Source organism: Oceanobacillus alkalisoli, from assembly GCF_022213125.1.
In the GTDB taxonomy this organism is placed as follows: domain Bacteria; phylum Bacillota; class Bacilli; order Bacillales; family Amphibacillaceae; genus Oceanobacillus; species Oceanobacillus alkalisoli.
In genome coordinates, this window is the sequence record NZ_JAKNRA010000030.1 from 1 (window position 1) to 12,903 (window position 12,903).

The window sequence follows — 12,903 nt, forward strand, 5'->3', positions numbered from 1 at the left end:
CCTTCGACATACTCCGATTTAAGTATACCGAAAGGGATATGGAATTAGTAAACCGTTTAGTCTTAATTGGTGAAAACTGTTTACTCTTATTTGTGGAAAACTGTTGAGTCTAGTTTAGCAGTTACAAAAGGTTAGTAAATAGACCTTTCGCAAGGTGAAAGCCTACCACGCGCACCTCTCCAAGTAAAGCCGTGCTCTTATGTTAATTAGTGCAATTATGCTGCTTGATGGAGCGCTAAATCTTCCATCTCTTGTGGCGTTAGATAGTTGATACTGCCGTGTATTCCTTTGCGGTTATACCAGCCTTCAATATATTTAAATAACTCTACTCGCGCAGCGTTAAAATCTAAGTATTGTACGTGGTTTACTTCTTCTTTCTTTAAGATCGCATGAAAAGACTCGATACAAGCATTGTCATAGGGACTGCCTTTATGACTGAAGGAATGTGTCATCTTGTAGTCCTGAATCTTTTCTGCGAAGGCATCACTTGTATATTGTGAACCCAAATCAGAATGGAAGATGACGCCATCATTAGGTTTCTGTGTGACATAAGCGTTTTCTAAAGCTTTTTCTACCAATTCAGTCGTCATCGAACGTCCAAATGAATACCCAATAACCTTTCTTGAATGCAAGTCTAATACAGATGCAAGGTAACACCAGCCATCACGAAGCGTATGAATATACGTGATATCGCCAACCCATTTTTGGTTAATCGCTGTCGTTGTAAAGTCTCTTTTAAGAATGTTCTCTCGTTCTTCCACTTTCTCTTTACTAGGTGTCGGCCGAAACTTCTTAACGATGATCGATTGGATTCCAGCTTTTTTCATCAAGCGTTGAACCCGATTTATACTGATCTTGTGGCCCTGTTTTACAAGGATTTCATGAATCTTAGGTGCACCATATCGTTTCTTACTATCTTCATGAATCTGTATGATCTTTTCTGTGAATTCACGACGCTCACGATCACGGTTTGATTCTGTTTTATGCAGCGATTGGTAGTACGTACTTTTAGGCATATCAAGGGTTTCACACATCGTGCGAATGGGATAATCATCTTTATGTTCTGTAATAAATTCAGTTAGTTCTGTGTCATTTACTTTCGAGCGAATATGGCCATAGCCTTTTTTAGGATTTCAAGCTCCTGTTTCAAGCGAAGGTTCTCTTTTTGAATGGCGTCTACATCTTTTGGAGTAATCTCTTTGCCATCTGTCCCTTCAATCGGAGTTAAATCTTTAATCCATTTATAGATCGTTACATCAGATACGCCATACTCGCTGCTTAAATATTTTACAGAACTTCCCGATTGATAAAGATCTACAATCATCCTTTTAAAATCATCGTTATACCGTTTGCTGTTATTTCTTGTACTCATCGGACACATCCTCCTTAAAATTCATTGTATAAAATTTAACTTAGATGTGTCCATGAAACTATACTAGCATCAAACAACACAATTAGTTAAATAAGAGATGGGCCATGCTATTAATCAGTTATCGTTATTAATAGGAATTGTGATAAAAGCATAGGGAGGAGATTCCGTTGTTAAACATTGACATTGATGAGAAAACAGTTAGAAGAATGCTAGAAAGAGCAATAAATGAACGTGTAGAAGAATTGGTACATGAAAAGTATTTTATGACGTTTGCCGAATTGGAACAATACTTGAATTTGAGGAAGCCGACAATTGTGGACCGTTTAATTAAGAATGGCTTACGTTACTATAAGCAAGGTTCAAAATATCTGTTTAGAAATCCAGAGGTAGATCAGTTCTTGGATGAAATGACTATGAGCATGACAGCCACAAATAACGATATTAAATTTTTCGAACGATTAAAGGAGGTAAATAAATAATCGATTATGCTAGTTCAAGTCTGCAAGAGTATATGCTTGCTAAGTAATTATAGTAATTTGCAATAAGAAAATATAAAGCGTGAAATCAAAGCATATGTAATTGCCATTAACGTATTAGAAAACTTCTATTTTGGTGAAGTAAAAACAAACTAGAGTAAGTACTAGCTTAGGGAGGTGGTGAAGAATAGAAAAAATAGACAGGATGAAATAAAAATAAAAACTATATTTAGTAGGAAAAAGTAAAAAAAAAGTGATGCAGGGCAGCAACCCATAGCACCACAATAAAAGCAAAAATGTAATATTAATCTTATTTAAATTATAACAAAAATCTATTTACATATATCAAAAATCACTAGCGTTGCATAAATAATACCAGAATTTTCAGTTTTAGTATTTTTTCTATTAGAGCCAAAAAAGTAAATACCCAACTAAAGGTGGCTCCATTCATTTTTTTACAATATACAATTAGACTTGAGCGACAGCCAGATTTTAAGAATTAAGAAGCACCTTTCCCTTCGATTTTTCGTACCCAGATATGCCCTGGTTTCCATAAGGCAGCTCTTAAATAACGGCTGATTTGTAGGAGGGTTCGTTTACTGTTCGTCTTAATTTGAACGATTACATTTAAACAAAATACGATCAGTGCAATAAACACTTGACTGTAGATTGCTGTTTCACTTTGCCCGTAGAATTTTTTGATGTTCACGTGTTGTTTCATCCATTTAAAAAATATCTCAATGGCCCAACGTGATTTGTACATCTCGGAAATTTCATCTGCGCTTAAATCAAAACGGTTTGTAACTAAGTGAAGTACGTTTCCTTTCGTATCTTCAACCTTTACGAGTCGAAAGTAATTCTCCGCACGATTTTGTGAGGTGCCAATTAACACCATTCGACAGTACCGTTGAATCATGAGGGAGTTCAAAATCATCACCAACTACTCGTATAAACGCATTTTTTCGAAGTCTTGAGAGAAAAAAGTAACCATCATCGGTATGCGATCAAAGCGCTCGTAATCCAGGTAACCTCGATCAAACACATACATGCATTCTTTGTCATCGACTAGCACTTCAAGCTGGTTGCGATCATGTTCTTTCGCATTCGTGATAACGGCTTTTTCAGGATACGACAAGCCATTTTCCATAAATACGAGTTTTAAATGTACTTTCACACCTGCTTTCGTCTTACGAAATTCAGCCCACCTGTGATTGGTTAAATTCAATGGCAGTGTCGTGGAGTCGATGATCTTCAATGGCATCATAAGTTTTGGGTAATGTGTTTTCTTATGAATTTGAGACACTAAATCAAGAAAAAGTATCTGAAAGATATCCGGATTCATCCCATTCAAGCGCCGAGATAGCTGAGAAATACTAATCGTATCAAGATCGGTTTCTTTTTGTAGATCGTCATCAAAAAGATAATCCGCTAGTTCATGTAAACTTTCCACCTCTTCCAGCTGCGCAAAAAGAAGTAATTTTAAAAATGACTCTGTCGTTAGTTTTTTTGTATAGTAATCTAATTTCAACGTTTCACACTTTCTTCAAATAATTGAAGATTGATTGGTGAAAACCATTGTCCAAATGAAGTTTTTCGTGTAACCTTATCCATGAGCTTTGTCCTTTATTTTTGGATTTGGATGGGTTACCACCTGACTAAATCCATTATAAAGGACTTTTTATTTGCATTAAAGTAAATTAGCGAAAATTCGGGGTCTTGTTAATATTTAATCCTAATTAATGCAACGCTAGTGATCAAAAATATAAAAATAGTTGTTGCATTAATTATCGGAATAATGTATTATATAAAACTAATAAAAGAATTATAAAATACTTCTAAATAAATAAAGAAGAATAAAATTCTTCAGATTGGAGTAGATATGCTTGGATATGGAAGAATTAGTAGCTGAAAGGTATGATATGCTGCCGCCCGGTCAGAAGAAGGTAGGTAAATATCTGTCCAGTCATCCATTTGAATTCAGCATGTCCACCATTGCGAAAATAGCCAATGAAGTTGATACAAGTGAAACAACGGTAATAAGGCTTTCTTATAATCTCGGTTTTTCCAGCTTTTCGCAGATGCAAAAAAAACTGAAAAGTCAGTTCTTAAAATCTGCTGGAGCTTTAAACGCAGTAGAAGTGGAAAATACAGAAGATAATAGCCAAAAGAATACCCTTCAAGGAATCATAAAAAAGGATATACATATTTTGCAAAACATGTTGCAAAACTTGGATGAAGAAAGTTTCAATCAAGCTATTGAATTGCTGATGGAAGCGGATGAGGTAAAAGTTGGTGGCCATCTCGCCTCCTACTCTGCAGCACATTGGTTTTATCTAAAAATGAGTCTGATGCGAGATCATGTAACCTTTCTGTCAGAAGAAACGAGTCCATTTAAAAACTTTATGGAAGAGAAAAAAGACGTTGTTGTTTTTTTAATTTCTATGCCTAGTTATTCTGCAGAAACGTTGAGACTGGCTGAAATTGCTAAAGAGCAAGGAGCTAAGATTATTGTATTGACAGATCGACGCTTGTCACCTGTAGGGCGGATAGCTGATATTTGTCTAACCACAGCTATTGAAGAGCATTCAAAAGTAATGATCTCCATCTCTACTGTAATGACCTACTTAAATTTATTAACTTCTGGAATTGAGGAAAAATATGAATCCAAGATTGCTAATCGTGTCAATAGCGTTCTAAGTTTATTTACTAGAGAAAAAAAGGTTCTCGAATAGTTTTAATCGATGACCGAGAAAAATTAAGGGGGATAGCATGCAAAACATTTATCAACATTTGGAAGCGCAAAAAGAAGAAATGTATGCATATTTAGAGGAAATCGTTAATAAAGAATCACCTTCCCATGATAAGGAATTGGTGGACGAGCTAGGAAGTTGGCTCGCTAAAACATATGAAAAACTTACTGGTGGAACCACAACTATTATTCCAGACGATGTATATGGAAATCATATCAGAGGGGAATGGGGGAGTGGAGAAAGTCAGATTCTTATTTTAGGGCATTTTGATACCATTTGGCCGAAAGGAACAATTAACAAAAGACCTTTTAAGGTGGAAAATGGTAAAGCTGTAGGTCCGGGTGTTTTCGACATGAAGGGAGGAATCATTCAAGGGTTATTTGCCTTGAAAGCGTTGAAGGAATTAAATATCCCGCTAAATAAGAAAATTGTATTTTTATTTGACTCGGACGAAGAGATTGGTAACCCTTCTTCCAGGGAGTTGATCGAGAAAGAAGCGGCGAAAAGTGATTATGTTTTTGTGTTGGAACCGGGTATGACAGAGAAAGGAAGCTTGAAAACTTCAAGAAAAGGCGTTGGTATTTTTAATGTGGAAGCTACCGGTCTTCCAGCACATGCCGGAATCGACCCGGAAAAAGGAGTAAGTGCCATTCATGAACTTGCTCTGCAAATACTTGATATCGAAGGTCTGAATGATTTTAAGACAGGAACTACTTTTAATGTCGGTAAAATCTCTGGTGGAACCGGCAGTAATGTGATACCGGAAAAAGCTTCTGCTGAAATAGATTTAAGAGCGAAAACACAAGTAGAGTTTGAAAGGGCAATAGAAACGATGCTCAACTTAAAACCTAAATTACCTGGTTCCAATATAAAAGTAACAGGGGGTGCCAACCGAGGGCCTCTGGAGCGCACGGAGGAAGTAATAAGCTTATTCAAAACAGCTCGGCATTTAGCTAAAAAATATATCTTAATGGACTTAACCGAAAAGGAAACAGGAGGCGGAAGTGATGGTAACCTTACCGCTCCGCTTGCACCGACTCTGGACGGCTTAGGTGCAGTAGGTGATGGGGCTCATGCGCATCATGAGTATTTGATTTTAAGTGAAATGCCAAAGAGGAGTGCGCTCTTGGCAATGTTACTGGCTACATATGGAAACTAGTTGAAAGGAGTATTCGCTTCATGGAAGAAAACAACAAAGCACTATTGGAAAAAGTTAGTCAGGAGCACTTAATGGAATTCACAAGGAATATATCCAAAGAAGTTCGAACGTCGGGATCTGCAGAGGAATGGCGGGCTTTCCAATATGCAGAGGAACGTTTACGCCATTTCGGCTTTGAAACCAACCTCTATAAAAGACATGGATATATTAGCGTTCCCGTTTCTGCAGAATTGGAGATTAATCATCTGGAGTTTCCTTCCATTACCCATTCCATGGCAGGGTCTACACCGCAGTCTGGCATCCATACTGACTTGGTGGATGTTGGTGATGGAACGGAAGATGAATTTCAAGCTAAAGATACAAGAGGAAAAGCGGTCTTAATTAATGGACTAGCCACTCCGGGAGCGGTAGAAGCGGCTGAGAGATACGGCGCCGCGGGAGCGATTTTTATCAATGCAGAATATACCCATGAAATGATTGTATCTACCGTTTGGGGTAACCCTACGGTAGATCAAGCGGAAAACTATCCAGAAATTTCCGTTCTATCTGTAAATTACGCAGACGGCCAGAAGATTAGGGAACTGTTGGAAAAGGAACAATCTGCGGTTTGCACGTTGAAAACAAAAGTAGAGACAACATGGTGTGAGATACCTACTTTAATTGCAGATTATAAAGGAACTGTAGAACCTGAAAAATACATCCTGTTCTCTGGACATATTGATTCCTGGCATTACGGAGCAATGGATAATGGAAGCGCTAATGCAGTGATGCTTGAGATTGCTAGGATTATTGGAGAAGAAAAACCTGAACTCTATCGTTCTTTGAAACTGGCTTTCTGGTCGGGACATTCCCACGGTCGCTATGCCGGTTCCGCCCTTTATGCAGATGAAAACTGGGAGGACTTGCATGATCATTGTGTACTCCATCTAAATATTGACTCTGTCGGTGGAAAAAATGCCGTTGTACTATCTGAAGGAAACGCAATGAAGGAGACAAAACAAATTGCTGCGGATGCAATTAAGGACATAACTGGGGAAGGCTTTACCTCCACCCGTTATGGACGGGCAGGCGATCAGTCGTTTTGGGGGCCTGGGGTACCTTCGTTGCTGATGGGTCTTTCAGAACAAAAGCCGATGGACACTCCGGCGAGTGCGGCTTTTAGTAAATTATTTGGTGGAGGAAAAGGTGGTGGATTTGGTTGGTGGTGGCATACGACTGAGGACACGTTGGATAAAATTAGTCCAGCATTTCTGCAAAGAGATTGCAGGATTTACCTCTCCATCGTCTTGGATGTTTGCATGCACCCCGTATTAAAAATAGATCAATTGGAAGCTGTAAAAGAGCTAGAAGGTTATGTAGAATCTTATACCGAAAATATGCCGAAACTGCCTGTTTTACAAAGGACGAAGGAAAGACTTCAAAGCTTAAAGGATTCCATCCAAAAACTGGAAGATGGATTCCAAGTGTTGGATGAGAAGAGTGAAACACAAATCAGGTTGTATAACCAATGGAACATGGAAATCTCAAGGGGCTTAGTAAGGCTGAACTATGTAAAAGAAAATGAATTCGATCATGATCCAGCATCACCTCTTGCCCCATTGCCATTACTTCAAGATGCAAGTAGATATAGTGAAGAGCTACCATTTAGAGAGTGCAAAGTCATTGAGACAACGGTGATTCGCAATACGAACAAAGTGAACTTTATCCTTCGATCGCTAATCCATCTTTCAGATGAATATCATGAAAAAATAATTAAGGAGTGATTTGATTGCCATCCTTGTTTGATCCATATGAACTGAAAAACTTGAAGCTTAAGAACAGAATTACTCTTTCTCCAATGTGTCAATACATGGCAACGAATAAAGAAGGGATTCCTGAAAATTGGCATATGATTCATCTCGTTTCCAGAGCTATTGGAGGAACTGGACTGATCTTAACGGAAATGACCAATGTAGAACCGCGGGGAAGAATTACAGAACATTGTTTAGGTATTTACAATGAAGAGCAAGTGGAAGCTTTCAAGAGAATAAATGAAGAAATCCATAAGTATGACGCGAAAAGTGGGCTGCAATTAGCGCATGCCGGCCGAAAATCGGTGATTGAAGGAGGGGATATTGTCGCTCCTTCATCCATTTCTTTCTCAGATAAATCCCCGTTGCCGCGCGAGTTGAAAACGGAAGAGATAGAGAGAATTGTAGAGTTATTTGCGGAAGGGGCAAAGCGCACTGTGGAAGCTGGTTTCGACACGATCGAGCTGCATGGCGCACATGGTTATTTAATTCATCAATTTTTATCCCCAGCCTCAAATCAAAGAACAGATAAATATGGCGAACACGTACGATTTGCCAAAGAGGTTATTCAGGCGGTGAAAGCGGAGATTCCAAGCGGTATGCCGTTGATTATGAGAATTTCTGCAGTCGAGTACAACGGAAAAGGTTATACGTTCGATGACATGTTGGAATATTGTAAGACGTTTATTGAAGCAGGTGTAGATATGTTCGATGTTTCCACTGGTGGCGATTCGGTAAATAGGCCCGATGTGTATCCTGGATATCAGACGAGCTATGCAAAAGCAGTCCGGGAAAAGCTTCAAGTTCCAGTGATGTCCGTTGGCCGATTGGAAGTTCCGGAAGTAGCTGAAATGGTGATTAAGGAAGGGCACGCAGATATGGTATCTATCGGTAGAGGCATGCTGCGAGATCCATATTGGGCAAAAGAAGCAGCCGAAAAATTAGGCTACAGTCTAGAGTTACCTGGTGAATATAATTTAGGATACATGTAAGGGGGGGGAACAGAGTAAATGCAGACAGATAATCTCAACATTACGATTCTTGGTGTAGGTGCAATAGGCGGAGTTATTGGTGCTTATCTTATCAAAGCCGGCTATCGTGTCACGCTCCTCGATGTAAATGAAGATCATGTACGAAAGATGAATGAAGACGGTCTTACGATTAAAACAGTTGATGACACGTTTACGGTACAGGCAACTGCTTATACAGTAGATGGATTTAAAAAGAAAAATGAAAAACTTGACATTGTTTTATTGGCGGTAAAAGCGCAGCATACAGAAGCAGCAGTCAAATCAATTTCCGATTTGCTTGCTGAAGATGGATTTATCGTTTCATTCCAAAATGGGTTAAATGAAGAGATTATCGCCGAGGAAGTAGGCAGAGAAAGAACAGTAGGGTGTTTTGTAAACTTGTTTGCTGATTACCTGGAGCCTGGAGTGATTTCATATGGCGGTGTAGGCAGTCTCTATATTGGTGAAGTGGATGGAGAGGACAGTGAACGGGTAAATCAGCTTGTTCGGGCACTCCAGAATTGGGGTGAAGCGAAGAAAACAAATAATATCTTCGGTTATTTATGGAGTAAGCTGGCATATGGCACAATTCTGACTGCAACTGCTACTTCGAACATTACTATCGCTGACTTTATTGCTAGTGAAAAATATCGTCCGTTGGTCATGGCATTAGGAAAAGAAGTGCTGCAAGTAGCCGATAAAAAAGGAATCAAACCGGAGTTCTTTGATGACTGGGAACCGACTTATGTTTTTCCGGAATTACAGGAAGACAAGCTGAACGAACAATTTGAAATACTTGAAAACAGGCTAAGAGGTTATACAAAAACAAGAACCGGAATCTGGAGAGACTTGGCGGTCCGCAAGCGGAAGACAGAAGTGCCTCAGCAATTGAATCCAATCATTGCTGAAGGAGAAAAACAAGGTTTCTCTATGACATTGCTGAAAACACTTCTTGAGTTAATTACGGAAATTGAAGATGGAAAACGTGAGATGAGCGAAGACAATTTACAAGTTTTGATTGACAAAATATAGATGAGATAAGGGGAGATTACGATGTTTCTGGGTTGGACTTTAGGGGCATGGGCGGTCGTTGTGCTTATACCGGGGGCTTTAACTGCCTTTTCCATTATTTATTATTTGATAGGGAAAAATGAAGATTACGAAGTATATGGGGAAGAGGGGGATATGAAGTGAATTTTCTTATGTTAATACCAATTATCATATACTTCATCATCCTTATCGGGATTGGTTTGTATACGTATAAATTTACGGATACGCGTGAAGGATTTCACTTGGGTGGCCGGGCGATGAGTAGCTGGGTCACGGCGATCAGTTATGCTTTTTCTGGGATGAGTGCATTTGTGTTAATCGGTTTTGTTGGCATGGTTTACACACTTGGACCATCTTCTTTTTACACATTGATAGGTTATAATTTAGGTTTTATGTTTTCTTACTTGGTGATCGCCAAGCGACTTAGAAATTATTCTGAACTACTCAATGCTTATACTTATACGGACTACTTTGTAAAAAGGGTACGAGGCAATCCGCACTTGATTCGGATTATTTCCGCGCTTTCCATCGTTGTCTTTATGTCGGTGTATGTAGGCTCTCAGCTTGCTGCAGGTGGAATGACGATTGAAACCGTATTTAATATTGATCCTACTGTGGCTGTTTTAATAGCTGGTGTTGCAGTTACCGTTTACTGTTTATTCGGTGGATTTGCCGGTGTATCGATTACGGATTATTTTCAGGGGATTCTCGTAGTAGTAGGTACCGCTATTTTAGGGATATATTTAGTTATTGAAGCAGGTGGATGGTCTAATATCGTCTCTACGGTAGGTGCACAAGATCCAGGGATGGTCTCATCTAACATGGGAGCAGCAGGATCTACACTGTTTGGTCTTATTTTTGGATATTTAAGTCTTGGTGTCGCAATCGTAGGAAGACCACACGATACGATACGTTTCTTTGCAATCTCAAGTTCATCTGAAGTTCGCAAATCATTTGCTATTACATTAAGTGCTCTATCTATTACATACTGGGGGGCTTTCCTGGTAGGATATGCAGGGAGAGTACTTTTACCGGCAATCGATAATCCGGAATACGTATTCCCGGTTGCGTTAGTCGAGTTTACCCACCCATTATTTGCGGGTGTCATGATTGCAGTATTTCTTGGTTTGTTAATGTCTACGGCAGATTCCCAGCTGCTTTCCGCAGGTTCTACGTTTGGGGAAGATGTGTACCGAAAATATATTAATAAAAATGCAACTGATAAACAAATTATTATGGTAACCAGATTATTTATCGGTATTGTAGGGATAGCTTCTACGCTGGTAGCAATATACAGTTCAGAGTCTGTATTCTGGATTACGGTATATGCCTCAGCGGGACTAGCCGCAACATTTGCACCGGTATTGATTGTTTCCTTATATTGGGATAAACTGACAAACCAAGGCGCAGTTGCAGGGATGTTTGCAGGATTCCTAACCGTAGTGTTTTGGCGTAGATTTACACCAGATGTTCCCTTCATCATGACTGAAGCTCTACCAGCGATATTAATTTCACTTATTGTTATCGTTGTCGTGAGTAAATTGACTGAACAGACTGATATAAAGCAGATACGTCAGGAATTGAGTTTGTCGGCTAAAGTATGGAAAAAATAGAATTTTTCAAAGGAAATTTTGGCTGGTTTGAGTTCTATTGAATTTGAACCAGCTATTTTTGTTAGGGAGATTTTAGGTTATTGGTGGTGGGTTTGGTAATGGGAAGGTTAGCTAAGTAAAAAAGTATATGAATATCGAAACGTAACAGAAGCCTAGTTCGTAATTAAAGATATAGAACAAGTCATGTACTTCAGAGGGATTCAGTGAGAAAAACACGAAGAATCTGTATGGGGTATCTCGGTGGAATTCAGTGTCATATATTCTTGGGGAAATGTTGTTGATAAAACATAATAGGATGTCTTGAATCCTCTGGTGTGATCAATCAAGAAGTTTTAACGATTTTTTGTTGAAGTTATTGTACTAACGGGGCAGGTTAGTTTAACAAGATAAGGTGGGTTTTTATATAATGCGCCATATCCGTGAGAAGCGCAAATTTTCGCAATTAGATTTTATTTTGAGATAGGTTGGTTGTTTGCGTGCAACAAAAAAGAAGGCTAATTTAGCCTTCTAATTGTGGTTTTGTGCACAATTTAATTAAGTTACTTTTCTGTAATTGTTTCTCCCTAAAATTCATAGTAACTAAAATCAAACTTATTGATTGGGATACTAAAATACTTTGTTTCTCCAGGGCTAATACCCCCGTCGGGAATATGTGTCATATAATCTTTAACTATGCGATTGTCTTCATCAAAGAAATAAACACTAAAATATCCATCTAGTGTCTTAGAACCATTATTAGTAATTTCTCCGGTGAGATCACCAACATCTGAATGCCTGGACCAATTAATAGATGTGTTTGTAATTTCTAATTTTTCGAAATTACTCTTGCATCCAATCTCAGCAGTTTTTTTAGGATTTTCATCCTTTATGTATTTCTCGCCTCTCCGCAAAGCATTAATTTCTTTTTGAACTTCAGCTGCCTCTAAATACTTTCCTTGAGCAGCCAATCCATCCACTTCTTTTGATAACTGTTCGATTTTAGCTTCGTTAGAACAAGCGGATAATAATAAAACCGAAACAACAAGAAGCAAAAATAATTTTTTCATGCATGCTGTTATTCCCTACCCTCTAGTTTTTATCTACCACCTCATTTTACAACTATTCACAAAAACTTACAGTTTATATTTGGACTAAAAAATGAAAGCAAAAAAAGAAGGTCAAAAGTCGACCTCCTAGTGAAGAAGTAAAATTATTCCCTTAATAAATCATTCTTCATTCGGTCCATGAACCGCGGTCTTTTAGACAACAAACGGAGCAAGTCTTCATTTTCTTTTTGCACTAAAAAAGTAATGTTTCTTGCTATACAAGGTCGCTTGTTTGGATTCCGCGGCGGTGATGTTCTTTTATTAGACTTCATACTAACCCACACCCTTTTCCGCTTATTGGTATAGTGTATGCGATTTTTGGAAAAATAACATAAAAAATGAGGCTGGGACAAAACCCCAGTAAATAGAAAATCGCTTCGCGCAAAAAGCGTGAAGCGATTTTCTATTTACTCTTATTTTACTCAACAAAAACAAAAAGGACACCTTTTGATAAAATTAAAGTTACCACAGCAATAATTCATCACAAAAGAGGTGTCCTTATGTTTAAACATTATAACATGAATCAAGTTGTTTTGCCGCTAGATTTAGAAATGAAACTACAAGAAAATGATATTGCCTTTGCGATTCACGATTTAGT

The 12,903-nt window shown here is 38.4% G+C and carries 10 protein-coding genes and 1 pseudogene; 8 read left to right on the top strand and 3 right to left on the bottom strand.

The window, feature by feature from the left end; translation table 11 throughout:
- Positions 1–215: 215 nt before the first annotated feature.
- Positions 216–1,372 (bottom strand): IS3 family transposase gene (locus tag L3V42_RS17785; RefSeq protein ID WP_238472606.1). Its coding sequence is split into 2 segments (ribosomal slippage): positions 216–1,129 and positions 1,129–1,372, totalling 1,158 coding nucleotides; the frame shifts between segments, so codons are not numbered across the junction.
- Positions 1,373–1,539: 167 nt separating this feature from the next.
- On the opposite strand from L3V42_RS17785, the gene L3V42_RS17790 reads away from it, so the two are divergent.
- Positions 1,540–1,851 (top strand): excisionase family DNA-binding protein, encoded by a 312-nt coding sequence (locus L3V42_RS17790; RefSeq protein WP_238472607.1) that lies wholly within the window; start codon positions 1,540–1,542, stop codon positions 1,849–1,851.
- A 496-nt stretch (positions 1,852–2,347) separates the two neighbouring features.
- Here the strand turns inward: L3V42_RS17790 and L3V42_RS17795 are convergent.
- Positions 2,348–3,376 (bottom strand): annotated as a pseudogene (locus L3V42_RS17795) (IS4 family transposase).
- 361 nt (positions 3,377–3,737) lie between these two features.
- On the opposite strand from L3V42_RS17795, the gene L3V42_RS17800 reads away from it, so the two are divergent.
- From L3V42_RS17800 to L3V42_RS17830, 7 genes are read left to right on the top strand one after another with little or no spacing between them, the layout of a single operon-like run.
- Positions 3,738–4,580, top strand: a complete 843-nt coding sequence (locus L3V42_RS17800; RefSeq protein WP_238472615.1) for a MurR/RpiR family transcriptional regulator — start codon at positions 3,738–3,740, stop codon at positions 4,578–4,580.
- A 37-nt stretch (positions 4,581–4,617) separates the two neighbouring features.
- A complete protein-coding gene (locus L3V42_RS17805; protein WP_238472608.1) occupies positions 4,618–5,757 on the top strand; it encodes a M20 family metallopeptidase in 1,140 nt (379 codons plus the stop codon).
- Between the two features lie 20 nt (positions 5,758–5,777).
- Positions 5,778–7,520 (top strand): M28 family peptidase, encoded by a 1,743-nt coding sequence (locus tag L3V42_RS17810; protein WP_238472609.1) that lies wholly within the window; start codon positions 5,778–5,780, stop codon positions 7,518–7,520.
- 5 nt (positions 7,521–7,525) lie between these two features.
- On the top strand, positions 7,526–8,539 hold the full coding sequence (locus L3V42_RS17815; protein WP_238472610.1) for an NADH:flavin oxidoreductase/NADH oxidase: 1,014 nt from the start codon (positions 7,526–7,528) through the stop codon (positions 8,537–8,539).
- 18 nt (positions 8,540–8,557) lie between these two features.
- Positions 8,558–9,589, top strand: a complete 1,032-nt coding sequence (locus L3V42_RS17820; RefSeq protein ID WP_238472611.1) for a ketopantoate reductase family protein — start codon at positions 8,558–8,560, stop codon at positions 9,587–9,589.
- Positions 9,590–9,610: 21 nt separating this feature from the next.
- A complete protein-coding gene (locus L3V42_RS17825) occupies positions 9,611–9,751 on the top strand; it encodes a hypothetical protein (RefSeq protein ID WP_238472612.1) in 141 nt (46 codons plus the stop codon).
- Complete coding sequence (locus tag L3V42_RS17830) at positions 9,748–11,220, top strand: sodium/proline symporter (RefSeq protein ID WP_238472613.1); 1,473 nt, start codon at positions 9,748–9,750, stop codon at positions 11,218–11,220. Before L3V42_RS17825 ends, L3V42_RS17830 begins: the two co-directional genes overlap by 4 nt.
- Before the next feature lie 563 nt (positions 11,221–11,783).
- On the opposite strand, the gene L3V42_RS17835 is transcribed toward L3V42_RS17830, so the two are convergent.
- On the bottom strand, positions 11,784–12,266 hold the full coding sequence (locus L3V42_RS17835) for an FxLYD domain-containing protein (RefSeq protein WP_238472614.1): 483 nt from the start codon (positions 12,264–12,266) through the stop codon (positions 11,784–11,786).
- Positions 12,267–12,903 lie beyond the last annotated feature (637 nt).